This is a genomic window from Arthrobacter sp. B1I2 (assembly GCF_030816485.1).
Classification (GTDB): Bacteria; Actinomycetota; Actinomycetes; order Actinomycetales; family Micrococcaceae; genus Arthrobacter.
This window is the reverse complement of record NZ_JAUSYC010000001.1, coordinates 2,854,161-2,877,699: the sequence shown is the minus strand read 5'-3', so window position 1 is coordinate 2,877,699 and position 23,539 is coordinate 2,854,161. Positions and strand designations below refer to the sequence as shown.

The following is a 23,539-nucleotide window of genomic DNA, read 5'->3' as shown; positions in this document are numbered from 1 at the left end:
CCTGTAGAAAGAACTTTGTGGGCTTTTTCGCAAGACTGAAGGAAGACCTCGACGCCGCCCGGTCCCACGACCCGGCGGCTCGAGGTTCTTTTGAGAACTTTTTCGCCTATTCCGGCCTGCACGCCATCTGGATCCACCGGCTGACGCACCGCATGTGGCAGAACCCGGCGCTCCGTTTCCCGGCGCGGTTGCTTTCCCAGCTGGGCCGGTCCTGGACCGGCATCGAGATCCATCCCGGCGCCACCATCGGCCGGCGCTTCTTCATCGACCACGGCATGGGGGTGGTGATCGGGGAGACCGCCGAGATCGGCGAGGACGTGATGATCTACCACGGCGTCACGCTCGGCGGGCGCTCACTGGCCCGGATCAAGCGGCACCCCACCATCGGCGACCGCGTCACGATCGGCGCCGGCGCCAAGATCCTGGGACCCATCACGATCGGCCGTGACAGTGCCGTGGGGGCCAACGCCGTAGTGGTTAAGGATGCACCGCCGGAATCGATCGTCACCGGCGTTCCCGCCAGGTGGAGGCACCGGGATGCGCAGCGGGAAACCAAGCCCGCCGTGGATCCGGCCGAATACGACATCGAATACCGGATCTGACAATTTAACGCAGCATAACGAAGGCGGGCAGCTCCCCCGGGTGACCGGGGAAACTGCCCGCCTTTGTCGTGCGGCGGCTAGTGCTAGTGCGTGTCCACCGCTTCAACCTCGGACTTGTCCTCGCCCCACAGGGTGTGGAAGGTGCCCTCGGTGTCGATGCGGCCGTAGGTGTGCGCGCCGAAGAGGTCACGCTGGCCCTGGATCAGCGCGGCGGCCACGCGCTTGCGGCGCAGGCCGTCGTAGTAGGCCAGCGATGAGGAGAAGACCGGCACCGGGATGCCGAGCTGGACGGCGGTGGCGACAACGCGGCGCCAGGCAGGCAGGGCATCGGCAATGGCTTTAGTGAACGCCGGAGCGAACAGCAGGTTGGCCGGCTTCTGGTCCGCGGCGTAGGCCTTGGTGATGTCCTTGAGGAGCTCGGCGCGGATGATGCAGCCGGCGCGCCACAGCGAGGCGATTTCGTCCAGCTTCAGCTCCCAGCCGTATTCCTTGGCTGCGGAGGTCAGCATGTCCAGGCCCTGGGCATAGGAGACCAGCTTGGAGGCGTAGAGCGCCTGGCGGACGTCTTCAACGAACGTCTCCGGGATCTCGACGGCGGCCTCGTTGCCGGCCAGCAGCTCCTGGCCCAGCTTGCGCTGTGCGGCCTGGGAAGAGAGCGCCCGGGCGAAGACGGATTCGGCGATGCCGGATACCGGTGAACCCAGTTCCAGGGCGGAGATGACAGTCCAGCGGCCCGTGCCCTTCTGGCCTGCGGCGTCGACGACGACGTCAACGAACGGCTTGCCGGTCTTGGCGTCCACGTGGCCCAGGACCTCGGCGGAAATCTCGATCAGGAAGGATGACAGCTCGCCCTGGTTCCACTCGGAGAAGATCTTGGCCTGCTCGGCGGGCTCAATGCCGGCACCGGAGCGGAGCAGGTCGAAGGCCTCGCCAATGACCTGCATGTCGGCGTATTCGATGCCGTTATGGACCATCTTGACGAAGTGCCCGGCACCGTCGGTGCCGATCCAGGCGCAGCAGGGCTCGCCGTCGACCTTTGCGGAGATTTTTTCCAGCAGCGGGCCGAGGGCCTTGTAGGACTCCTTGGAACCGCCCGGCATGATGGAAGGGCCGTTCAGCGCACCCTCCTCGCCGCCGGACACGCCGACGCCCACGAAGTGCAGGTCCTTCTTGGCCAGGGCCGCTTCCCGGCGGCGGGTGTCCTCATAGTGGGAGTTGCCGGCGTCGATGATGATGTCGCCCGGCTCCAGCAGCGGCTCAAGCTGCTCGATGACCGAGTCCACGGGCTTGCCGGCCTTGACCATGATGAGCACCCGGCGCGGCTTCTCCAGGGAGTCCACCAGCTCCTGCAGGGTTTCGGTCCGGATGAAGTCTCCGTCCGAACCGTGCTTCTCCAGCAGCGCATCCGTCTTCTCCACCGACCTGTTGTGCAGGGCAACCGTGAAACCGTTGCGGGCGAGGTTCCGGGCGAGGTTGGCGCCCATGACGGCGAGGCCGGTGACACCGATGTGTGCAGACATCAATAACTCCAATTCATTGTTAGCCACGGATGCCGGCTTCCGCGGACGGGAAGACGCCGGGGCATATCAGGGGGTCGGAATAAAGCATATATATTCTTGCTGTGACGCGAAAGTAACGGCGGCGTAATGGAACCGATTGTGTCGGTGCCAGTTTAGGGCCGCCGGCGTCCGCCATTCCCGGCCGCAGCGGGAACGGGCACAACCGGGCGTCTGCCAACAACTAGGCTTAGCAGCATGACCAGCAGCCTCCACCACCGTGCCATCGACAACCTGGGCACGCGGATCATCGCCGGGGATCTCCCTGCGGGACACGTCATGCTCGCGGAGCAACTGGAGGATGAACTGAAGGTTTCCCGTTCGGTAATCCGGGAAGCGGTGCGGGTCCTGCAGTCCCTGGGGCTGGTGGAAACCACCAAGCGGGTGGGCATCCGGGTGTTGCCGGCAAGCCGCTGGAATCCTTTTGATCCACAGGTGATCCGGTGGCGGCTGGCAAGCGACGCCCGTGGCGCCCAGCTGCGCTCACTTGCCGAACTGCGCGCCGCGGTGGAGCCCGCGGCTGCCGAGCTGGCAGCACAGAACGCGCCGGCCCCGCTGCGGATGGAACTCGTTGACGTTGCCCGTGCCATGCGCGAAGCCGGGAACAACGGCGAAGTTGCCCGCTTCCTGGAACTGGATATCCGGTTCCATTCGCTGCTGCTCTCCGGTTCCGGCAACGAGATGTTCGCCAACCTCATGGGCCAGGTGGCCGAAACCCTGACCGGCCGCACCGTCCACGGCCTGATGCCTGACCATCCCCATCAGGCGGCCCTCCAGTGGCATGAGGATGTAGCGGAAGCAATTGCCAGGGGTGATGCCGCCTCTGCACGTGAGGCCTCGGACCGTATCATGCGGCGCACCATGTCGCAGATGGCCGATACCTGGACGGAGCAGCCACGGGTGTTCATCCCCGTCCGGCAGTAACTAGCTGCCGCCGAAGCTGAGGAGGACCTTGCCTGAGGTGGTGGAGTCTTTGGCCACTTCGAAGGCGTGCAGGGCTTCTGCGAGCGGGTATTCGTGGGTGATGACGGGGTCGATGTGCAGGGAGCCGTCCGCGAGGGCGCTGATCACTTCATCGATTTCGTCGTTGAAGCGGAAGGAGCCTTTGAGGTCGAGTTCGCGCGTGATGGCCAGCGAAATGGGCACCGGCTGCAGGCCGGCGGGCAGCAGCCCGACCATCACCACGGTCCCGCCGCGGGCCGCGCCCTGGATGGCGGATGCGAGGCCGTGGTGGTTGCCGGAGGATTCGATCACGACGTCGGCCTCCACGGCGGCGATCGCTGCGGCGTCGGCGGCATTGATTACCTCGTCCGCGCCGACGGCCGTGGCGATGTCCAGCGGTTTGGGGTGCAGGTCGACGGCGGTGATCCGGGCGGCGCCCGCGCGTTTAAGGACCGCGACGGCCAGGGCGCCGATGGGCCCGGAGCCGATCACCAGGGCGGTCTTCCCACGGACATCGCCGGCCCGGGATACAGCGTGCCAGGCCACCGAGGCGGGCTCGATCAGGGCAGCGGTGCGCAGGTCCATCCCCTCGGGCAGGGCCCGCAGCATCCGTGTGGGCAGGTTCACGTAGCGGCTGAACGCACCGTCCGTGTGCGGATAACGGGCCGCGCTGCCCAGGTACGTGCACCCCGGGGACAGGTTGGGCCGGTCCGCCGGATACCTCGCCGCACCCGGACCCGGGGTTGCCGGGTGGACCGCGACGGCGGTCCCGGCCTGCGGTCCGGACCCGTCGGCGGCGGCACGCACCACTACCCCGGAGATCTCATGGCCCAGGACCAGCGGCGCCTTCAGGATGGACTCCCCCGCCGCTCCGTGCAGCCAGTAATGCAGGTCCGACCCGCAGATCCCCCCGTACATCACCTCGACCACCGCTTCATCCGGTGCCGGCCGGGCCAACGGCACCTCATCAACACGAAGGTCCCCTGCGGCATGCGCCACCAGCGCCGGGCCGGACGCCGGGAGTTCCGCCACGCCAAGGGATGTTGCTGCCATCAGACCACCACCGTCATTCCGCCATCAATGAAGATGGTCTGTCCGTTCACGAAGTCCGACCCGTCCGAGGCCAGCCACACCACCGGCCCCGCCAGGTCCTGCACCGTGCCCCACCGGTGCGCGGGCGTCCTGCCCAGGATCCAGGAATTGAACTCCTCATCATCCACCAGGTTCTGCGTCATCTCCGTATGGATATAGCCCGGCGCAACCGCATTGATCTGCAGCCCGGAACCGGCCCATTCCGCCGTCATCGCCCGGGTCAGGTTCCGCAGCCCGCCCTTCGCCGCGACATACGGTGCAATCGTGGGCCGGGCCAGGTCCGCCTGGACCGAGCAGATGTTGATGATCTTGCCCCGCCCCCGGCCAATCATGTGCCGGGCGGCTTCCCGGCCCACCAGGAAAGCACTCGTCAGATCCGTGGCGAGCACCCGCTCCCAGTCCGCCACATCCAACTCCAGCATCGGCACCCGGTGCTGGATCCCGGCATTGTTCACCAGGATCTCCAACGGACCCACATGCTCCTCAATCCACTGGACACTCCGGGCCGCCGCGTCACCATCCGTGACATCAAACGCGACACTGTGCACCCGGCCCGGCGGAAAACCCGCCGCGAGCGCAGCCTCGGCCGCCTTCAACCGCTCCGGATCCACCCCATTCAGCACCACCGTGGCACCGGCATCCGCCAGCGCCCGCGCAAGGGCCGAACCAATCCCCCGGCTGGAACCCGTGACCAGGGCCACGCGGCCCGTCAAATCAAACAAAGAACTCATGGCGCAACTGTTCCTTCCGCCGCTGCTGCGGCTCCCTGGCTGAGGTTCGAGATCGTCCGGCGCACGACGGCGAGGTCCTGGTTACCGAGGCCCTGGCGCTTAAGTTCCGCGTAGAGGTCGACGGCGGCCGTCGCCATGGGGGTCGCGGTACCCGCCGCCCGGGCGGCGTCCAGCACAAAGGACAGGTCCTTGTGCATGAATTTTGCGGGGCCGGTCGGGGTGTAGTCCTTGCTGACCAGGCGCGGTCCCACGATGTCCAGGACCCTGCTTGCGGCCAGGCCGCCGGACAGAACGTCAAAGAGCCCCGCCGGGTCCAGCCCGGAACGTTCGGCGAGTTCGGCAGCTTCGGCGAGCGCCGCCGTCGTGGTTCCCACCACCAACTGGTTGCATGCCTTGGCCAGTGACCCTGCGCCGAGGGGGCCGAGATGACGCACTGTGGTGCCCATGCACTGCAGCAGCGGCTCGACCTTTTGGAAGGCTTCGACGTCCCCTCCGGCCATGATGGCGAGGGTACCGTCCGCTGCGCCCCTGGTTCCGCCGCTGACCGGGGCATCCACAACCTGGGCGTTGCCGTGGGTGAGCCCGGCGATGCGGCGCCCGAAGGCCTGCACGGCCGTGGGCGAGACGCTGCTCATGACCAGCAGGACCGTGTTCGGCGCGGGCGGCTTCTGCTTCCAGCCCTCAAGCAGCCCGGCAGCAGCATCCTCGATGTGGGGCAGGTCCGGCAGCATGAAGACAATGACGGGAAGGTGGCCCAGATCCGTAACCTGCCGGGCAGCCGTGCCGCCCAAATCCTGCAGCCGTGACACCGCCTCCGGCGACCGGTTCCAGCCCGTAACCTGCCAACCCCTGCCAATGGCGTTCGCAGCCATCAGCCCGCCCATCAGCCCCAAGCCAACAAAGCCTGCGCGCTTGTCCTCCATGGATCAGCCTCACGTCGTCGTGCTCGAAAACAATCGTTCAATATCCTAGCCATAATTCAGTATGATGAACACTATGACTTCTGCAACTACCGTGGCCATTGCCGTGCCGCTCGAAGCTGAGCTGGTGGACCGCATCCGGGCCGTGGACCCATCCGTTACCGTCCTGTACGAGCCCGACCTGTTGCCTCCCGAGCGGTTTCCGGCGGACCACGCCGGAGATCCACGGTTCCGGCGTACCCCGGAACAGGAAGAGCGCTATTGGTCGATGCTGAAGCGCGCCCAGGTCCTCTACGGCTTCCCCAACGAGAGCCCGTCGGGCCTGGCCCGGATCGCCAACGAAAACGAACACCTGCAGTGGGTGCATGCCATGGCAGCCGGAGCCGGCGGCGCCGTCAAGGCCTCCGGCCTGGACCAGAAGACCCTGCAGAAATTCAAAGTCACAACATCCGCAGGCGTGCATGCCCTGCCCCTGGCGGAGTTCGCGGCCATGGGCATCCTGAACGGCTTCAAGCGCACCGCCGATCTGGTGCGCGACCAGCAGGCCAGGAACTGGCCGGCACTCCGGACCCCCACCCGGCTGGTCAGCGGGTCCCGGCTTGTTATTGCAGGGCTCGGCGAGATCGGGCTCGAGACGGCCCGGCTGGCGCGGGCCCTTGGCATGACTGTCAGCGGCACCAAGAGGACCCTGGAGCCCTTGGAAGGCATCGACCAGGTCACCGGCAATGACGGACTCGCCGGCCTCCTGGCGACCGCCGACGCCGTGGTCAACACGCTTCCCGGAACGCCCTACACGGAAAAGCTCTTCAACCGCGACGCCTTCGCCGCCATGAAGCCTGGCACCGTCTTCGTCAATGTCGGCCGGGGAACGGTCGTGGATGAGGAGGCACTGCTGGAAGCCCTGGACAACGGCCACGTCTCCTACGCCTGCCTGGACGTGTTCGCGGTGGAGCCGCTCCCCCTCGAAAGCCCGCTGTGGGGCCACCCCAAGGTCCTGGTATCGCCGCACACCTCCGCCCTGAGCGCCGCGGAGAACAGGCTGATCGCTGAACGCTTCTGCACCAACCTGCGCACGTTCCTCGACGGCGGCGAACTGCCACACCTCGTGGACACGGTCCACTTCTACTGACCACCGCATTTCTGCTGACCACCGCCCGTCCGGGCCGGCTTGCACCACGTACGGCCGCTGCATCCCTCCACCGGGGGCCTGCAGCGGCCGTACTTTTGCGTCGCAGCACGCCAAACGCCCGGCCGGGTTGCCCCGGCCGGGCGTTAGTCCCGCACTAGCTGGCGTCCTCGACGAGGACCAGGTCCCGTCCGCCCGTTTCCGGGGTGAAGAAGGTGGTGATGAACGAGATCAGCGCCAGAACCAGCGAGTAGAGCGCGGGAACCAGCCAGGAATGGTTGGTGGCGGCCAGGAGCGCGACGCCGATCATGGGCGCAAACCCGCCGGCGAGAACTGCGGAGATTTCACGGCTCAGGGCGACTCCCGTGAAGCGGTGCTGGGAACCGAACAGCTCCGGCAGGAGGGCACATTGCGGCCCAAGCATGGCCTGCACGCCCAGGGCGATGCCAAGCACCATGACAACCCAGACGAGCGTAACGTTGCCCAGCGTCACCAGATAGAACGCCGGAAGGGCGATCACCGCCTGGAACAGGGCCCCGTACCGGTACACAGGGACACGGCCGTAGCGGTCGGAAAGAGCGCCGAAGGTGACCACCATGACAGCGGCAAAGCCGGCTGCGATCAGCAGCCCGGTGGGTCCGATGAACTTGTCACCGGCGAAAACTCCGGCGGGCATGCTGATGAACGAAACCAGCAGGGCCGAGTAGATGGAGGAGTTTCCGTTTTCACCCATGCGCAGGCCGATGCCCACCAGGACATTCTTCTTCGAATGCTTCCAGATCTGGCCGACAGGATTCTTTACCACCGCCTTATGCTTCTCCAGTTCCTGGAAGACGGGCGTTTCCTTGAGGCGAAGGCGGATGAAGACCGCAATGGCGATCAGGATGAAGCTTGCCAGGAACGGCACGCGCCACAGCCAGGCCTGCAGGACGGATTTGTCCGCCAGCGCCATGAGCGCGAAGGTTCCCGCACCAAGCAGGGTGCCCAGCTGGATCCCTACGAAAGGCAGGGCGGCAAAGAAACCACGACGGCGGCGCGGCGCCACCTCCGAAATGAGCGTTGTGGCACCTGCCTGTTCGGCTCCGGCCCCGAGGCCCTGGATGATGCGGAGGGTTACAAGGAGGACTGCGCCGAGCATCCCGGCCTGTTCGAAGGTGGGCAGGAGCCCTATGGCGAAACTGGCCATGCCCATCAGGCCGATGGTGAGGATCAGGACCATCTTGCGGCCGAACCTGTCACCGATGTAGCCAAAAACGACGCCGCCGAAGGGCCGGGCAGCAAACCCCACGCCGTAAGTGGCAAAAGATGCAATGACAGCACCGCTTTCGCCGAGCGGTGCGAAGAAGAGCGGCCCGAAGATGAGTGCGGACGCGAGGCCGTATATATAGAAGTCGTAGTACTCCAGTGCGGAACCTACGGAACTTGCCAGAGTTGCCCTTCGCAGCTGGTCCGCGTCGACGACGGTGCCGTCCGCGGCCTGCGGTGCATTAGTACGAGTTGTCACAAGAACTCCCTCATCACGCGCCAGGCCCCCGTTGGCCTGGCGGGTCAGCGACAGCACCATCGTGCCGATCACTATGTTGAACAGAGTACAGCAAGTTGGACAAGAGGGAAGGGCTTGAGTGCAAAATGCCCAGTCCGCCTTGGGCGGCGCCCCTCCTAGCCCATGGGATTACCGAGGGATTGCGCGAGTTCCTGTAACTCCTTGACCATCTGCGCCCCCTGCTCCGCCGTATAGGTGGCCTTGAGCGCAGTTACGGACAGCCCCAGGCTGGGGCCATGGGAGCCGCGGGTAGGGACAGCCACCGCCAGGCAAACCACGCCGGTGGTGGATTCCTCGTCCTCGAAGGCATAGCCCTGCTCGCGGATTGTCCGTAGCTGGGCTTTGAGCTCCCGGCCGGTCCGCAGTGACTTGGGGGTGAGGACGGGCAGCTGGGCGTCGTCGGGGAACATATCGTCAATGTCGTGCTCGTGAAGCCTGGCGACCAAGGCCTTGCCCACCGCACAAAGTGAGACGGGCATTTTGTCGCCTATGTTTGATGTCAGCCGGACGGCGGGATGCCCCTCATAACGGGCCAAATAGATGACGTTGGTTCCGTCCAGCATGGCAATTCGGACGGTCTCACCCGAGAGCGTGGGCGCCTGCTCGCAGTACCGGTAGAACTCCTGGACCTCGTCCATGCGGCTCAAGTAGGCCGCGCCAAGCTCAACCAGCTTGCGGCCCAGGGTGAATTCGGAGCCCTGCCTGTTGATGAGGCGGGCCTCCTCCAAAGCCAGCAGCAGATTGGAGGTGGAGGATTTTGGGATTCCCAGCTCACGGGCAAGGTCACTGAGGGTGAGCCTTCCACCGGCTGACGCAGCGAGAGCCTCCAGGACGGCCGCAGCGCGGGTGACAGCCGGCGCCGGCGAAGCGCTTCCCTGCCCGTCGGAAGAACGCGGAGTACGGGAATCGGCCATGATTCTCCTTCGGTAGGCGCGGGCGCTTGTCCTGCTGTCCATTCAGCTGAACACCAACCATCATAATGGCTCGCTGATGACCAGCGGCGGCCCTGCCCAGGCGCGGGGAAACCATACGCGCCGCATGACTTTTTGTTTCCGGCAGTTCACGGTATATTCATCCCAGGCCCTCCACCGCGGCATCCCCCAATAGTCGCGGTGGAGGGTTTTCCAATGCCTGAAAACAGACTGCCGCCAACCGGAGCCCCCGGAAACTGCCCGGGCCAGTCCTTCAGGCTGCGCCCGCTTCTGACTCCCGAAGGCGCCAGCCGCCGCCGACGCCGTCGCGCTGGAGGTACAGGGTGGTCAGGGCTGACCTGCTGTTGTTTCCCAGCCTCACCTGCAGCTGCAGGACTTCGACATCCACACCGCTCCCGCCCTTCGGCATCCGGCGGCTGGATTCCCACCAGTTGATGCGCTCGAACCATCTGACCGGTTCGGCACCCACTGTCCATTCCCTGCCCCGGCCCAGCACCGCCGTCGGCATTCCGTTGCTGTCTGTGTGCACTATGACGTGTTCCATTCCTGCAAGGTATGGCAGGGGTCGGACAATTACGGCACGAGGGCAGGCAACAAAAAACCCCGCTGCGTCCACCGGCAAGGCGGGGCAACGGGGTCTATCCTGGTGGGTCCTACCGGGATCGAACCGATGACATCCACGGTGTAAACGTGGCGCTCTACCAGCTGAGCTAAAGACCCAAACGACGCGGTTTCAGGCTGTAGCGCCGCAACCAACGAACATAAACTCTACCCGACTGCGGACCGGAAACGCGAATCCATGGAAGAAACGGTCTTTCCTAGAGCGGTGGAAGTTCAGCTGCCAGGTAACCCAACGCCTGGCTCACCCCGGCTTCGAGCTTGATGGTTGCCCTGTCATCACCGCGGGTGGCGCCCCTGTTGATGATGACCACCGGCTTGGACTCTTTGGCAGCGTGGCGCACAAACCGCAGGCCGCTCATGACCGTCAGCGATGACCCCGCGACCACCAGGGCGGCTGCCTGGTCCACCATGGCGTAGGAGCGTTCCACCCGGTCCTTGGGAACATTTTCCCCGAAGTAGACGAAGTCCGGCTTCAGGGTCCCGCCGCAGGCAGGACAGACCGGTACCACGAAGCTGCTGATAAGCGTCTGGTCCTCCACGGTGGCGTCAGCGTCGGGTGCCATTTCCACCAGCCCCGAGGCCGCGGCCCGTTCCAGGAATCCGGGGTTGAGCTCCTCGAAAACGCCAGCCAGGAGACGCCGGGTGTAGGTTCGCCCGCAGTCCAGGCAGATCACCTGGTCATACCGGCCATGGAGATCGACGACGTTTGAACTGCCCGCATCCTGGTGCAGGCGGTCCACGTTCTGCGTGACCAGGCCGGTGAGGTAACCGAGCCGTTCAAGCTCAGCGGCGGAATAATGGCCCTGGTTCGGGTCCGCGTGCCGCATATGCGACCACCCGATATGGTTCCTGGCCCAGTAACGCCTCCGGTTGGCTGCGTCCCGGACAAACTCCTGGTAGGTCATGGGCGTCCTCGGCGGCGAGTCCGGGCCACGGTAGTCCGGAATGCCGGAGTCGGTGCTGAGGCCGGCGCCCGTCAGCAGTGCGAAGCGGGCGCCGGCAAGCAGGTCCCGGATCCGGGCCAGGGTCTCAAGATCCTCGCCTGAAGGCGGGGCAGGGGCCACTGGCGGCATGCTGGCAAAGCCGGTAAGCCCTGTCCCGCGCCGCTGCTCCGCCATGGGTCGCTCAGGCCTGCTTCAGATCCGCCAGGGCTGCGCGGTATTCGGCAAAGTCCCGCGCCTGGCCGCGGGGATTCACCACGCGGTAACTGATCCTGCCATCGGCGTCAATGATGAAAGTGGCCCGCTTTGCCATGCCACTGACGGCGTCGAACACCCCATAGGCACTGGCTACCGCGCCGTGCGGCCAGAAGTCGGCAAGCAGGTCGAAAGTGTAGCCGTCCCGCTCCGCATAGGCACGGAGACTGAACTTGCTGTCCACGGAAACCGCAAGGACCACCGCGTTCGAATCCTCGAACGTGGCCAGATTGTCCCTGATCTCACACAGCTCGCCGGTACAGATCCCGGAGAACGCAAACGGGTAGAAAACCAGCGCTACATTCTGCCCGCGGAAGGACGACAGCCGCACCGGCTCGCCGTATTGGTTGGCAAGCTCAAAGTCAGGCGCTGTTGCGCCGGGCACTGGAACAGCTGCGGAAGCGGCCTCAACCGCTGCCGTCACTTGTTCTTCCTGCTGACCAGACGGGTTGCACTCCAGTCCTTCGAGACTCCCGCTGAGGTTGTCACGTGCAGGCCGGCGGTGGGTGCCGCTTCCTGGATGTCCGCGGGCGAAACGTAGCCGCCCCTGCCCGACTTGGGGGTGAGAACCCAGACAACGCCGTTTTCGCTCAGGGTGGTGAGGGAATCCATCAGGCTGTCCACCAGGTCTCCGTCGCCGGCGCGCCACCACAGGACGACGGCGTCCGCCACCTCGTGATCGTCCTCGTCCAGCAGCTCCGAACCGGTGAAGTCCTCAATATCGTCACGCAAGTCGAAATCGACATCGTCGTCGTAACCGAACTCCTGAATCAGATCCCCGTTTTTGAAACCCAATTTTTCCGCCACATTTACCGAAGTGGCGGCGTCGGCCTCGCTCACGTGTTCCTCCAATGCCTCATATATGCGGTGCGCATAGTGATTTCCATTACTCCCAAGCCAACACCCTTTGTGCCTGCGCTTCAAGCTGCCGCCCCTGGAACGGCGCATATTCTGCGTCACATCCAGCTGCAGCCGCACGATGGCAGCGGCTTTTCGTCACACAACCAGTATGACGAACGAAATACAACTGCAGGACCCGGGCTGCAGCTACGCATCGTGTTCTGGTCAGGGCTAGAGTGGCTGATGACAACTATGGCTGCGGGACGACAACCTTGCGACTCCCTGCAGACCATAGGAGCGCTAGGAAGCTGCCCGGCACACATGACCGGGCTGTTGTAACCGATACGTCGCACACGGCGTATATACGCCGGGCAGTCACCCTGCCTGGCCTGAGTGCGCCGATTCATGCGCGCAAAGAGAGGTTGGACGTGGCTGCAGGAGAAGAGACCTCCCATATCCTCAGCGGGTTGACTAACCAGCTGCCTGATCGTGATCCGGAAGAGACTGCCGAGTGGGTTGAGTCCCTGGATGCGTTGATCAGGGAACAGGGCACCGAGCGTGCCCAATACATCATGCGGAGCCTGCTGCAGCGCGCGGGCGCGCAGAGCGTCGGGGTGCCGATGGTGACCACCACCGATTACGTGAACACGATCCCGGTGGACCAGGAAGCGGAGTTCCCGGGCAACGAGGAGTTTGAGCGCCGGTACCGGGCGTACATGCGGTGGAACGCCGCGGTCATGGTCCACCGGGCGCAGCGGCCCGATATCGGCGTCGGCGGGCACATCTCGACCTACGCGGGTGCGGCGACCCTGTATGAGGTCGGGTTCAACCACTTCTTCCGCGGCAAGGACGCCCCCGGCGGCGGGGACCAGGTCTTCTTCCAGGGCCACGCCTCCCCCGGCATGTACGCGAGGGCGTTCATGGAAGGCCGGCTCTCCGAGGAGGACCTGGACGGGTTCCGGCAGGAAAAGTCCCGGGAAGGGCACGCCCTGTCCTCCTACCCGCACCCGCGCCTGATGCCGGACTTCTGGGAATTCCCCACGGTGTCGATGGGCATCGGGCCGATGAACGCGATCTACCAGGCGCAGAACAACCGGTACCTGCACAACCGGGGCCTGAAGGACACCTCGGACCAGCAGGTCTGGGCGTTCCTGGGCGATGGTGAGATGGACGAACCCGAGTCCCGTGGCCTGCTGCAGCTGGCGGCGAACGAGAACCTGGACAACCTGAATTTCGTGATCAACTGCAACCTCCAGCGCCTGGACGGGCCGGTGCGCGGCAACGGCAAGATCATGCAGGAACTCGAGGCGTTCTTCCGCGGCGCGGGCTGGAACGTGATCAAGGTCGTCTGGGGCCGGGAATGGGATGACCTGCTCACCCGCGACACCGACGGGTCCCTGGTGAAGATCATGAACGAGACCGTGGACGGGGACTACCAGACCTACAAGGCCGAATCCGGCGGGTTCGTCCGCGAACACTTCTTCGGCAAAACCCCGCAGACCAAGGACCTCGTCGCGGACCTGACCGATGACCAGATCTGGAACCTCAAACGCGGCGGCCACGACTACCGCAAGGTCTACGCCGCGTACAAGGCAGCCACCGAATTCAAGGGCAAACCCACCGTCATCCTCGCCCACACCGTCAAGGGCTACGGCCTGGGCCCGCACTTCGAGGGCCGCAACGCGACCCACCAGATGAAGAAACTCACCCTCGATGACCTGAAGAAGTTCCGCGACCACCTCCGGATCCCCGTCACCGACGAAGAGCTCGAGAAGGACGCGTACCGGCCCCCGTACTACCACCCCGGCACCGGCGCCCCCGAAATCAAGTACATGATGGAACGCCGCGCCGCCCTGGGCGGCTCCGTCCCCGAACGCCGGAACACCCACGACCAGATCGTGCTGCCCGAAGACAAGTCCTACGAGGTCGCCAAGCGCGGCTCCGGCAAACAGCAGGCCGCGACCACCATGGCATTCGTCCGGCTCCTCAAGGACCTGATGCGGGATAAGAACTTCGGCAAGCACATCGCCCCGATCATCCCCGACGAAGCCCGGACCTTCGGGATGGACGCGTTCTTCCCCACCGCGAAGATCTACAACCCCAAGGGCCAGAACTACCTCTCCGTGGACCGCGACCTCGTCCTGGCCTACAAGGAATCCGCACAGGGCCAACTGATCCACCCCGGCATCAACGAAGCCGGCGCCGTGGCAGCCTTCACCGCCGCCGGAACCTCCTACGCCACCCACGGCGTGCCCCTGGTCCCGGTCTACGTGTTCTACTCCATGTTCGGCTTCCAACGCACCGGCGACGCCTTCTGGGCCGCCGCGGACCAAATGACCCGCGGCTTCATCATCGGCGCCACCGCAGGCCGGACCACCCTCACCGGCGAAGGCCTCCAGCACGCCGACGGCCACTCCCCCCTGCTCGCCTCCACCAACCCCGCAGTCCTCACCTACGACCCCGCCTACGGCTACGAAATCGGACACATCATCCGTTCCGGCCTCGAACGCATGTACGGGCCGGACTCGACAGACAAGAACGTCATGTACTACCTCACCGTGTACAACGAACCCATCATCCAGCCCGCCGAACCCGAAAACCTCGACATCGAAGGCGTCATCAAGGGCATCTACCTGCTCGCCCCGGCAAAGATCGACGGTCCCCGCACCCAGATCCTCGCCTCCGGCGTCTCCGTGCCCTGGGCCATCGAAGCCCAACGCGTCCTGGCCGACGACTGGAACGTCTCCGCCGACGTCTGGTCCGTCACCTCCTGGAACGAACTGCGCCGCGACGGACTCGCCGCCGAAGAGGAAGCCTTCCTCAACCCCGGCCAACCCGCCCGCACCCCGTTCGTCACCCAGCAACTCGAAGGCGCCACCGGCCCCATCGTCGCCGTCAGTGACTACATGAAAGCCGTCCCGGACCAGATCCGCCAATTCGTCCCCAACGAATTCGCCACCCTCGGCGCCGACGGCTTCGGCTTCTCCGACACCCGCGCAGCAGCCCGCCGCTTCTTCAAAAACGACACCCACTCCATCGTGGTCCGTGCCCTCGAAATGCTGGCGCGCCGCGGCGAGGTGGATGTTGACGCCCCGGTCAAGGCGATCGAGAAGTACAAGCTGCTCAACGTCAATGCCGGCACCACAGGCAACGCCGGAGGCGAAGCCTAGCCTCCACCCGAGGAGTTTTTGGGCAGGTACAAGGACTTCCGAGGCCCGGAACCCCGCATATCTGCCCAAAAACGACGAACGACAAACGAACGACGGCGGTCCCCACCACAAGGTGGGGGCCGCCGTCGTCCTTTCCTGGATGGGCGGGCCCAGGGAGGCGGGTCCCGCTGTGATCCGTGACAAGGCGGATTGTAGCCTTCGCACAAATGGAGCTTGCGCGACGCTGGCCGTATGCTCAAAGAATGCCAGCACCAGCCAGTCCGTCACCGAAGCGGAAACCAGCGCCGCCGAAGGCCACGCCGGAGAAGTCCGAAACCCTCAAGCAGCTCCGCGCCAGCGTAGGCCAGCTCTCCACCACCACCCTGCGCAGGCTCGAGCAGGCGCTGCCCTGGTACAGCCGGCTCAGTGCGGACGAGCGCTCGGCGCTCGGCATGGTGGCGCAGAACGGCATCGCGGCTTTCGTCACCTGGTATGAGCGGCCCAGTTCGCCGTCGTGGATCCTTACGGACGTTTTCGGGACAGCCCCCACGGAGCTGACCCGCTCAATCAGCCTGCAGAAGGCGTTGCAGCTGATCAGGATCGTGGTGGAGGTGGTGGAGGACCAGGTTCCGGTCATCGCACCCGAAGCCGACCAGCCCTCCCTGCGCGAGGCAGTCCTGCGGTACTCGCGGGAAGTGGCCTTTGCAGCCGCAGATGTCTATGCCCGCGCTGCTGAATCCCGCGGCTCCTGGGACACCCGGCTGGAAGCCCTGATTGTCGACGCGATCCTGCGCGGCGAAAACACGGACGCCCTGCGCTCACGCATCGCAGCGCTTGGCTGGAAGGCGCAGGAGCGGTTCACGGTGATGGTGGGAAATTCACCGTCGGAGCCCAGCGCCAGCTATGTCAGCGAGCTGCGGCGCATGGCTGGCCGTTACGCCGAGGACGCGCTGGTAGGAATTCAGGGCGACCGGCTGATCCTCATCCTTGGCGGGGTGCAGGACCGCGAAACCGCCTACGTGAAGTTAAGCGACATGTTCGCCCCCGGGCCGGTTGTTTACGGCCCCGAGGCCAGTTCGCTGCTGGAGGCCAGCGGTTCCGCCCAGTCGGCCTTTGCCGGGCTGACGGCCGCCCGCGCCTGGCCCTCCGCCCCACGCCCGGTAGCCGCTGACGACCTGCTGCCGGAACGGGTTATTTCCGGTGACGACGCCGCACGCCGCTCGCTCGTGAAGAACATCTACCGGCCGCTCCTGGCGGCCTCCAACGGTCTGGTGGAAACGCTGGGAACCTACTTGGAGCTGGGTCATTCACTCGAGGCCACGGCCCGGGAACTCTTCGTCCACGCCAACACCGTCAGGTACCGATTGAAGCGCGTCTGCGACGTCACCGGTTGGGACCCGCTGCTGCCGCGGGAGGCGTTCGTGCTGCAGGCCGCGCTGGTGGTGGGCCGTCTTTCCGCCCCGCCTAAGGCCGCCACGGAGCGGCAGGTGTCCCGGAACCAGGCGTGAGGCATTGTAGACTTCCTACAATCTGACCCCGTGAGCTTGGTGTGGAGAAACACCGCTGGATCACACAGTAATTTGGAAAGCTGGTTACGTGCTTGCAATAGTCTGCCCTGGACAGGGCTCACAGACCCCGGGTTTTCTGGCCCCTTGGCTGGAACTTCCTTCGGTGGCAGGCCAGCTGGCCTCCCTGAGCGACATCGCAGGCATCGACCTGGTGGCCCACGGGACCACCTCCGACGAGGAAACCATCAAGGATACTGCGGTGGCGCAGCCCCTGATCGTTGCCGCGGGGCTGGTCACCGCCGCCTCCCTCTTCGACGTCGAACTCAGCTCCCTCCCGGTGATCCTGGCGGGCCACTCCGTCGGTGAGATCACTGCAGCCGCCCTTGCCGGCGTGCTGACGGAGCAGGAAGCCATGACCTTCGTCCGCGAGCGTGCCAACAGCATGGCCGCCGCGGCAGCCGTCACCCCCACGGGCATGAGCGCCGTAGTCGGCGGTGACCCGGCCGAGGTGCTGGCTGCCATTGAGGCGGCCGGTGCGGCCCCTGCCAATGTCAATGGGGCTGGCCAGACAGTCGCCGCCGGAACCTTCGAACAGCTGAAGGCCCTGGCCGACAACCCGCCCGCCAAGGCCCGCGTCATCCCGCTCAAGGTGGCCGGCGCTTTCCACACCAGCCACATGTCGCCCGCAGTCAGCGCCCTCAGGAAACTGGAGCCGCAGCTGAACCCGGTGGCGCCGAAGGTGCCCCTGCTGTCGAATTACGACGGCGCCGAGGTCACCGACGGAGGTGCCGCCGTCGAAAGCCTGATCGCCCAGGTCTCGCGCCCGGTACGGTGGGACCTCTGCATGGAAACCATGGTCAACCGCGGTGTTACCGGCGTGATTGAACTCGCACCTGCCGGCACACTGGCCGGACTGGCCAAGCGCGGCATGCCCGGCGTCAAGACCGTCGCGGTCAAGACCCCCGAGGACCTCTCCGCCGCCCTGGCGCTCTTTGCAGAACTGGAGGGCAACGCATGAGCGTTCCCACGCTGAAACAGGCTCCGATCCACGAACACACCCGCATCCTCGGCCTCGGGGCCTACCGGCCGGATGTCATCGTCACCAACGAGGACGTCTGCCAGTGGATCGATTCATCGGACGAGTGGATCCGACAGCGCACCGGCATTGTCACCCGCCATCGTGCGCCAGCGGACGTCAGCGTGATCGATATGGCCGAAGGCGCTGCCCGCGAAGCCATGGAGAAGGCCGGCATTGAGGCCTCGGAGCTCGGCGCCGTCATTGTTTCCACCGTGACCCACCCCTACGCCACGCCCTCCGCCGCGGCCAGCCTTGCCAACCGTCTCGGTGCTACCCCGGCGCCCGCCTTTGACATCTCGGCTGCCTGCGCCGGCTACTGCTACGGCATCGCCCAGGGTGATGCGCTGGTCCGCTCCGGCGCGGCCAAGTACGTGCTGGTGGTTGGTGCCGAGAAGCTCTCGGACGTTATTGACAACAGGGAACGCACCATCTCCTTCCTTCTTGGGGACGGTGCGGGCGCCGTTGTGATCGGCCCCTCCGAAACTCCCGGAATCGCCCCCTCCGTATGGGGCTCGGACGGCAGCAAGTGGGACGCCATCGGCATGACCCGCTCAATGCTGGACGTCCGCGACCTCGGCCTCGCCGCCCGCCAGTCCGACTCCACCGGCGATCTGGCCCTGCTCGAAGAAGCCCAGGAGCTGTACCCCACCCTGCGCCAGGACGGCCAGACCGTCTTCCGCTGGGCTGTCTGGGAAATGGCCAAGGTGGCGCAGCAGGCGCTCGATGCCGCCGGCATCGAGGCTGAAGACCTGGTTGCCTTCATCCCGCACCAGGCCAACATGCGCATCATCGACGAGATGGTGAAGAAGCTGAAGCTGCCCGAGACGGTTACAGTGGCACGGGACATTGCCGAAGCCGGCAACACGTCCGCTGCCTCCATCCCGCTGGCGACGCACCGGCTCCTGCAGGAGAACCCCGGTCTGAGCGGCGGGCTGGCCCTTCAGATCGGTTTCGGCGCGGGCCTGGTCTTCGGCGCGCAGGTAGTTGTCCTTCCCTAGATACGCCCAAGGGCCGCAACCGCGGTCCGGACCGTTTCCGGCAGCCCCTGCCGGCAATACAAGAAAAGGAGCCACCAATGGCTAGCAACGAAGAGATCCTGGCCGGCTTGGCTGAAATCGTCAACGAGGAAACCGGCCTGGCCCCGGAGGCAGTCGAGCTGGACAAGTCCTTCACCGAGGACCTGGACATCGACTCCATTTCCATGATGACCATCGTGGTCAACGCCGAGGAAAAGTTCGGCGTGCGCATCCCGGACGAAGAGGTCAAGAACCTCAAGACCGTGGGCGACGCTGTCAGCTTCATCTCCGGAGCACAGGCCTAGTCACAGGCTTTTCGCCGTCTCACGGCATGGCAGGGCTGCCGGTCCGGACTGACCGGACCGGCAGCCCGCCGCATTTATCCGGCCCATTGCCCTGACAAGGGACGGGGCCGATTATCAAATGTGCGGGACCCTGCGGCAGCCGCAGATGGATACCCCACCGACGAAAGAGTGATCCCATGACACGCAAAGTAGTCATTACCGGTCTGGGTGCCACCACGCCCATCGGCGGCGATGTACCCACGATGTGGAACAACGCCCTCAAGGGGGTCTCCGGTGCCCGCACCCTGGAGGACGACTGGGTAGCCAAGTACGAGCTTCCCGTCCATTTCGCTGCCCGGTGCAGCACACCGGCCCTTGAGGTGCTCAGCCGCGTCGAAGCGAAGCGGATGGACCCCTCCACCCAGTTCGGCGTTATCGCCGCGCGCGAGGCCTGGGCCGATTCCGGCATCACGGAATTCGACCAGGACCGGCTGGCCGTTGCCTTTGCCACCGGCATTGGCGGCGTCTGGACGCTGCTGGATGCCTGGGACACCCTGAAGGAAAAGGGCCCGCGCCGGGTTCTTCCCATGACCGTGCCCATGCTCATGCCCAACGGTGTTGCCGCAGCCGTAAGCCTGGACCTCGGCGCCCGTGCCGGTGCCCACACGCCGGTCTCCGCCTGCGCCTCCGGCACGGAAGCCATGCACCTTGGCCTGGAGCTCATCCGCTCGGGCAAGGCGGACGTCGTCATGTGCGGTGGCGCTGAGGCTGCCATCCACCCCATGCCGCTGGCAGCGTTTGCCTCCATGCAGGCACTGTCCCGCCGGAACGACGAGCCCGAGCGCGCCTCCCGCCCCTACGACACCGCGCGTGACGGCTTCGTCATGGGTGAAGGTGCAGGCGCCCTGGTCCTCGAAGCCGAGGAGCACGCACTGGCCCGGGGTGCCCGGATTTACGCCGAGCTCGCCGGGACGTCCGTCACCGCTGACGCTTACCACATCACCGCGCCGGACCCCCAGGGGCTCGGAGCCACCCGCGCGCTGAAGGCGGCCATGTTCGACGGCCGGATCCAGCCTGAAGACGTGGTTCACGTCAACGCGCACGCCACTTCCACCCCTGTCGGCGACAAGCCCGAGTACACGGCCCTGCGCGCCGCCCTGGGCGCTCACGTGGACAGCGTCGCGGTCTCAGCCACCAAGTCCCAGATGGGCCACCTCCTGGGGGCTTCCGGCGCGGTTGAGGCTGTCCTCACCGTGTTGGCCGTCCACGATCGCAAGGCGCCGGTGACTATCAACCTTGAAAACCAGGATCCGGAGATCCCGCTCGACGTGGTCACCTCCGCCCGTGACCTGCCTGCCGGAAACATCGTGGCACTGAGCAACTCGTTCGGTTTCGGCGGCCACAACGCCGTCGTGGCCATCCGCAGCGTCTAGGCGTTGCCCGGGGAACGCGCCCCGGACGGCACAAAAGGAGGCCCCGCCAGGATGCGGGGCCTCCTTTTGCTATGGAGGTGTGGTTTCGTCGCTGCGGGGACGGACGACGGCGGTCAGCCCACCTGGTGGAGCCAGCGCACGGGAGCGCCTTCGGCAGCGTGGCGGAACGGTTCAAGTTCTTCGTCCCAGGCCTCGCCCAGGGCGAGGGACAGCTCGTGGTACACGGCGGCAGGGTCACCGGCGCCGGATTCGTAGGCGTAACGGATGCGGTCCTCGGACACCATGATGTTGCCGTGGACGTCGGTGACGGCATGGAAAATGCCCAGTTCCGGGGTGTGGGACCAGCGGCCGCCGTCCACGCCCTGGCTGGGCTCCTCCGTCACCTCATACCGGAGATGCGCCCAGCCGCGAAGGCAGGACGCGAGTTTTGAACCTGTGCCAGGGGCACCGGTCCAGGACAACTCGGCCCGGAACATTCCGGGCGCGGCAGGCTGCGGGGTCCACTCAAGGTCCGTCCGCTTGTCCACCACGGCGCCGACTGCCCACTCAACGTGGGGGCACAGCGCCGTAGGGGCCGAGTGAACGAACAGCACACCGCGGGTCATTGCAACAGACATTCCATCCTCCATAGCTCTAGGTACGTCTTCCCCAACGACCTCTGCCTGGATGGAACTGCTGCGCCTTTTCACTGCGGCGGTGGTTCCCTGCCTGTATTCAGATGTATCAGATTAAGCAGCGTCCGGGCTTGCCGCGCCGCATGAAGCCTTGCGAGCTTCAAGCCGCACTTGAAAGTTGCCGGACGTGACTCTTATTGTGCCGTACGCCATGGAATTACGCCAGTGCGATTAGCGTGGCACTCAGGCCCGGGGGTGCGCCTGCTGATAGCTCTTCCGGAGGCGGTCAACCGAGACATGCGTGTAGATCTGGGTGGTGGCCAGGCTGCTGTGGCCCAGGATCTCCTGCACGGCGCGCAGGTCCGCGCCGCCGTCGAGCAGATGCGTGGCTGCCGAGTGGCGCAGGGCGTGGGGTCCCGATGCGGAGGTATCACCCAGTGCCTCGAACAGGGTCTTCACCAGGGCCCTGACCTGGCGCTGGTCAACCCGTCCCCCGCGGGCTCCGAGGAAGAGCGCCGGCCCGCTGTTGTCCTTCGCCACTGCCGGCCGCCCCCGCCGGAGCCAGTCGTCGACGGCGACGGCGGCCGGCACTCCGAACGGGACGGTGCGTTCCTTGTTGCCTTTGCCGATGACCCGCAGAGTGCGGCGGTCGGGGTCCAGGTCATCGACGTCCAGCCCGGCGAGTTCCCCCACCCGGATGCCTGTGGCATAAAGGAGTTCCACGATGGCGCGGTTCCGCACGGCGAGCGGTTCGCCCTCCGCGGCTGCCGTTTCCAGCCCCTCAAGTACGCGGGTGAGCTGGGATGCCTGCAGGACTGCCGGCAGGGATCCTTCGCGTTTGGGTGCCTTCAGCCGCAGGGCGGGATCCACGTCGATAAGTTCTTCCCGCAGAGCCCAGGCAGTGAAGACCCGCGCCGTGGCAGACCGGCGTGCAAGCGTTGCCCGCGAGGCGCCTGCCGTACTTTGGCTGCCGAGCCAGCGGCGGAAAGTGCCCAGTTCAAGGTCCTTCAGCCCTGACACGCCTTCCGATGCAGCGTGGGCCAAGAGACTGCGCAGATCGCCCAAGTACGCACGCCTGGTGTGCGCCGACATCCCACGCTCCCCTGACAAGTAGCCGGCGAACGCGTCCAGTGCCTTGCCGAGCTCCCCGTGCAGTCCGTCATTGTCCACTCCTCTACTTTCCCAGCTGCCCGGCCTCCACCGCCGCCGGACACGGTCTATGCCTTGCCGCGTTTCCAGCCGCCGCGCTCCGACACTGCCAGTCCCAGCAGCCCCAGCCTCCCGAGTCCTGCCCGCACCGACTCCTGACCCAGTCCGGCCACGGCCGAGAGCTTTTCCACGGAAGTAGTGGAGCGAAGCGGCAGCGCATCCAGCAGGATCAGATCCTCCAGGGTCAATCCGTCCTGCACCGCCGCGTCCGCGGTGCCCTGTTCGGGCAGTCCGGTTCCGCTGGGTGAGGCAAGTTCGGCCACTTCAGCCGCATCGGTGACGCAGACACCTCCCCCTTCGCGGAGGAGCCGGTGGCAGCCGGCGGAGTTGGCGCTGTGGACTGATCCGGGAACGGCGCCGACGGCACGGCCCAGGGTCTCGGCATGGTGGGCTGTGTTGAGTGCGCCGGAGCGCCAGCGTGCCTCCACCACCACCGTCACCGCGGAGAGCGCAGCAATCAGTCGGTTCCGTTGCAGGAAGCGGTAGCGGGTAGGGGCCGAGCCCGGCGGTACCTCGGCCAGCACCGCACCCTGATTTGCCACAGCGCGCAGCAGGTCGTCATTGCCTGACGGATAGAACCGGTCCACTCCCCCGGCCATGACCGCCATGGTGGGGACGGCCGAGGTACCCCCGGCAAGGGCGGCACGGTGCGCATGGGCGTCGATCCCGTAGGCTCCGCCCGAGACCACTGTGAAGCCCCGTTGCGCCAGCGAGTAGGCGAGGTCCCCTGTCACCGCCGCCCCATAGCTGGTGCTGTCCCGGGATCCCACGAGGGCGATGGACTTCTCTGCCGCCGGCAACGGCTGTTCCTGGCCGCGCCACCAAAGGCAGATGGGCTCCTGGATTCCCAGGTCCGAAAGCTGGGCCGGCCACAGTTCATCGCCGGGGATGATGAGGCGCCCGCCAAGCCGGGTCATGGTGGCAAGGTCGCGTTCGGGCGCAAGGTCAGGCAGCCGTGGCTGCCAGCGCTTCAATGCCGCAGCCAGTCCGGCCCAGCTGTTGGCCGCACCGCTGTCCGCCAGCAGCGAGGTGATGTCGCGCTCCAGGCCAGGTCCGGGCGCCACTTGGCCGGTGGCGATACGCAGGGCGTCTGTTGCCCCTGCAATCTGCACGAGGGCCAGGCCCGCTGCGTCCTGTGGCTCCATCA

General features: G+C 65.9%; 22 protein-coding genes and 1 tRNA gene. 9 read left to right on the top strand and 14 right to left on the bottom strand.

Going from position 1 to position 23,539, the window contains the following annotated elements:
- Positions 1-17 precede the first annotated feature (17 nt).
- Positions 18-602 (top strand): serine O-acetyltransferase EpsC, encoded by a 585-nt coding sequence (epsC, locus tag QFZ57_RS13380; RefSeq protein ID WP_306630868.1) that lies wholly within the window; start codon positions 18-20, stop codon positions 600-602.
- A gap of 83 nt (positions 603-685) precedes the next feature.
- On the opposite strand, the gene gndA is transcribed toward epsC, so the two are convergent.
- Positions 686-2,122: an NADP-dependent phosphogluconate dehydrogenase gene (gene gndA / locus QFZ57_RS13375; protein WP_306630867.1), complete on the bottom strand. Its 1,437-nt coding sequence runs from the start codon at positions 2,120-2,122 to the stop codon at positions 686-688.
- A gap of 234 nt (positions 2,123-2,356) precedes the next feature.
- Here gndA and QFZ57_RS13370 point away from each other — a divergent pair, with 234 nt between their 5' ends.
- Positions 2,357-3,082: a FadR/GntR family transcriptional regulator gene (locus tag QFZ57_RS13370; RefSeq protein ID WP_306630866.1), complete on the top strand. Its 726-nt coding sequence runs from the start codon at positions 2,357-2,359 to the stop codon at positions 3,080-3,082.
- Here QFZ57_RS13370 and QFZ57_RS13365 read toward each other — a convergent pair whose 3' ends face one another.
- From QFZ57_RS13365 to QFZ57_RS13355, 3 genes are read right to left on the bottom strand one after another with little or no spacing between them, the layout of a single operon-like run.
- Entirely contained in the window at positions 3,083-4,153 is a 1,071-nt protein-coding gene (locus tag QFZ57_RS13365) for an L-idonate 5-dehydrogenase (RefSeq protein ID WP_306900580.1), read from the bottom strand.
- Entirely contained in the window at positions 4,153-4,923 is a 771-nt protein-coding gene (locus QFZ57_RS13360; protein ID WP_306900579.1) for an SDR family oxidoreductase, read from the bottom strand. Before QFZ57_RS13360 ends, QFZ57_RS13365 begins: the two co-directional genes overlap by 1 nt.
- Positions 4,920-5,846 carry an NAD(P)-dependent oxidoreductase gene (locus QFZ57_RS13355; protein WP_306900578.1) on the bottom strand — a complete coding sequence of 309 codons (927 nt, stop codon included), beginning with the start codon at positions 5,844-5,846 and terminating at the stop codon, positions 4,920-4,922. Before QFZ57_RS13355 ends, QFZ57_RS13360 begins: the two co-directional genes overlap by 4 nt.
- A 61-nt stretch (positions 5,847-5,907) precedes the next feature.
- Here QFZ57_RS13355 and QFZ57_RS13350 point away from each other — a divergent pair, with 61 nt between their 5' ends.
- Positions 5,908-6,972: a D-2-hydroxyacid dehydrogenase gene (locus QFZ57_RS13350; RefSeq protein WP_306900577.1), complete on the top strand. Its 1,065-nt coding sequence runs from the start codon at positions 5,908-5,910 to the stop codon at positions 6,970-6,972.
- A gap of 154 nt (positions 6,973-7,126) precedes the next feature.
- On the opposite strand, the gene QFZ57_RS13345 is transcribed toward QFZ57_RS13350, so the two are convergent.
- The 7 genes from QFZ57_RS13345 to QFZ57_RS13315 form a co-directional block, all read right to left on the bottom strand.
- Positions 7,127-8,473: an MFS transporter gene (locus QFZ57_RS13345; protein ID WP_306630861.1), complete on the bottom strand. Its 1,347-nt coding sequence runs from the start codon at positions 8,471-8,473 to the stop codon at positions 7,127-7,129.
- A gap of 155 nt (positions 8,474-8,628) precedes the next feature.
- Complete coding sequence (locus QFZ57_RS13340) at positions 8,629-9,426, bottom strand: IclR family transcriptional regulator (protein WP_306630860.1); 798 nt, start codon at positions 9,424-9,426, stop codon at positions 8,629-8,631.
- Positions 9,427-9,697: 271 nt separating this feature from the next.
- Complete coding sequence (locus tag QFZ57_RS13335) at positions 9,698-9,988, bottom strand: hypothetical protein (RefSeq protein WP_306900576.1); 291 nt, start codon at positions 9,986-9,988, stop codon at positions 9,698-9,700.
- Positions 9,989-10,088: 100 nt separating this feature from the next.
- Positions 10,089-10,164 (bottom strand) — tRNA-Val (locus QFZ57_RS13330).
- Between the two features lie 98 nt (positions 10,165-10,262).
- Positions 10,263-11,183: an NAD-dependent protein deacetylase gene (locus tag QFZ57_RS13325; RefSeq protein WP_306900575.1), complete on the bottom strand. Its 921-nt coding sequence runs from the start codon at positions 11,181-11,183 to the stop codon at positions 10,263-10,265.
- A gap of 7 nt (positions 11,184-11,190) precedes the next feature.
- Positions 11,191-11,685, bottom strand: a complete 495-nt coding sequence (locus QFZ57_RS13320; protein ID WP_306630857.1) for a peroxiredoxin — start codon at positions 11,683-11,685, stop codon at positions 11,191-11,193.
- Positions 11,682-12,101 (bottom strand): DUF3052 domain-containing protein, encoded by a 420-nt coding sequence (locus tag QFZ57_RS13315; protein ID WP_306630856.1) that lies wholly within the window; start codon positions 12,099-12,101, stop codon positions 11,682-11,684. Before QFZ57_RS13315 ends, QFZ57_RS13320 begins: the two co-directional genes overlap by 4 nt.
- Positions 12,102-12,529: 428 nt before the next feature.
- Between QFZ57_RS13315 and aceE the strand changes: the two genes are divergently transcribed.
- The 6 genes from aceE to fabF all read left to right on the top strand — a co-directional run bounded on the left by aceE (position 12,530) and on the right by fabF (position 20,569).
- Positions 12,530-15,271, top strand: a complete 2,742-nt coding sequence (gene aceE / locus QFZ57_RS13310) for a pyruvate dehydrogenase (acetyl-transferring), homodimeric type (RefSeq protein WP_306630855.1) — start codon at positions 12,530-12,532, stop codon at positions 15,269-15,271.
- Positions 15,272-15,513: 242 nt separating this feature from the next.
- A complete protein-coding gene (locus QFZ57_RS13305; protein WP_306900574.1) occupies positions 15,514-16,758 on the top strand; it encodes a PucR family transcriptional regulator in 1,245 nt (414 codons plus the stop codon).
- Between the two features lie 88 nt (positions 16,759-16,846).
- Positions 16,847-17,776, top strand: coding sequence for an ACP S-malonyltransferase (locus tag QFZ57_RS13300; protein ID WP_306900573.1), 930 nt, complete (start codon positions 16,847-16,849; stop codon positions 17,774-17,776).
- Positions 17,773-18,834: a beta-ketoacyl-ACP synthase III gene (locus tag QFZ57_RS13295; protein ID WP_306900572.1), complete on the top strand. Its 1,062-nt coding sequence runs from the start codon at positions 17,773-17,775 to the stop codon at positions 18,832-18,834. Before QFZ57_RS13300 ends, QFZ57_RS13295 begins: the two co-directional genes overlap by 4 nt.
- 77 nt (positions 18,835-18,911) lie before the next feature.
- The gene (locus QFZ57_RS13290) at positions 18,912-19,157 is read left to right on the top strand and encodes an acyl carrier protein (RefSeq protein ID WP_056335424.1); all 246 of its coding nucleotides are present in this window, start codon (positions 18,912-18,914) and stop codon (positions 19,155-19,157) included.
- A gap of 176 nt (positions 19,158-19,333) precedes the next feature.
- Positions 19,334-20,569 (top strand): beta-ketoacyl-ACP synthase II, encoded by a 1,236-nt coding sequence (gene fabF / locus QFZ57_RS13285; RefSeq protein WP_306630851.1) that lies wholly within the window; start codon positions 19,334-19,336, stop codon positions 20,567-20,569.
- A 113-nt stretch (positions 20,570-20,682) separates the two neighbouring features.
- Here the strand turns inward: fabF and QFZ57_RS13280 are convergent, their stop codons facing one another.
- From QFZ57_RS13280 to dprA, 3 genes are all read right to left on the bottom strand, one after another.
- On the bottom strand, positions 20,683-21,186 hold the full coding sequence (locus tag QFZ57_RS13280; RefSeq protein WP_188571271.1) for a DUF3145 domain-containing protein: 504 nt from the start codon (positions 21,184-21,186) through the stop codon (positions 20,683-20,685).
- A 240-nt stretch (positions 21,187-21,426) separates the two neighbouring features.
- Positions 21,427-22,353 (bottom strand): tyrosine recombinase XerC, encoded by a 927-nt coding sequence (locus QFZ57_RS13275; protein WP_306900571.1) that lies wholly within the window; start codon positions 22,351-22,353, stop codon positions 21,427-21,429.
- Between the two features lie 47 nt (positions 22,354-22,400).
- Positions 22,401-23,537 carry a DNA-processing protein DprA gene (gene dprA / locus QFZ57_RS13270; RefSeq protein WP_306901580.1) on the bottom strand — a complete coding sequence of 379 codons (1,137 nt, stop codon included), beginning with the start codon at positions 23,535-23,537 and terminating at the stop codon, positions 22,401-22,403.
- Positions 23,538-23,539: the final 2 nt, after the last annotated feature.

Excerpts from the sequence above, each read along its gene's own strand:
- QFZ57_RS13335 (WP_306900576.1), bottom strand. The coding sequence starts at position 9,988 with ATGGAACACGTCATAGTGCACACAGACAGCAACGGAATGCCGACGGCG.
- QFZ57_RS13355 (WP_306900578.1), bottom strand. The coding sequence starts at position 5,846 with ATGGAGGACAAGCGCGCAGGCTTTGTTGGCTTGGGGCTGATGGGCGGG.
- QFZ57_RS13295 (WP_306900572.1), top strand. The coding sequence starts at position 17,773 with ATGAGCGTTCCCACGCTGAAACAGGCTCCGATCCACGAACACACCCGC.
- QFZ57_RS13305 (WP_306900574.1), top strand. The coding sequence starts at position 15,514 with ATGCCAGCACCAGCCAGTCCGTCACCGAAGCGGAAACCAGCGCCGCCG.
- QFZ57_RS13290 (WP_056335424.1), top strand. The coding sequence starts at position 18,912 with ATGGCTAGCAACGAAGAGATCCTGGCCGGCTTGGCTGAAATCGTCAAC.
- QFZ57_RS13360 (WP_306900579.1), bottom strand. The coding sequence starts at position 4,923 with ATGAGTTCTTTGTTTGATTTGACGGGCCGCGTGGCCCTGGTCACGGGT.
- QFZ57_RS13350 (WP_306900577.1), top strand. The coding sequence starts at position 5,908 with ATGATGAACACTATGACTTCTGCAACTACCGTGGCCATTGCCGTGCCG.
- QFZ57_RS13365 (WP_306900580.1), bottom strand. The coding sequence starts at position 4,153 with ATGGCAGCAACATCCCTTGGCGTGGCGGAACTCCCGGCGTCCGGCCCG.
- gndA (WP_306630867.1), bottom strand. The coding sequence starts at position 2,122 with ATGTCTGCACACATCGGTGTCACCGGCCTCGCCGTCATGGGCGCCAAC.
- QFZ57_RS13340 (WP_306630860.1), bottom strand. The coding sequence starts at position 9,426 with ATGGCCGATTCCCGTACTCCGCGTTCTTCCGACGGGCAGGGAAGCGCT.
- QFZ57_RS13280 (WP_188571271.1), bottom strand. The coding sequence starts at position 21,186 with ATGTCTGTTGCAATGACCCGCGGTGTGCTGTTCGTTCACTCGGCCCCT.
- QFZ57_RS13325 (WP_306900575.1), bottom strand. The coding sequence starts at position 11,183 with ATGGCGGAGCAGCGGCGCGGGACAGGGCTTACCGGCTTTGCCAGCATG.
- QFZ57_RS13370 (WP_306630866.1), top strand. The coding sequence starts at position 2,357 with ATGACCAGCAGCCTCCACCACCGTGCCATCGACAACCTGGGCACGCGG.
- fabF (WP_306630851.1), top strand. The coding sequence starts at position 19,334 with ATGACACGCAAAGTAGTCATTACCGGTCTGGGTGCCACCACGCCCATC.
- dprA (WP_306901580.1), bottom strand. The coding sequence starts at position 23,537 with ATGGAGCCACAGGACGCAGCGGGCCTGGCCCTCGTGCAGATTGCAGGG.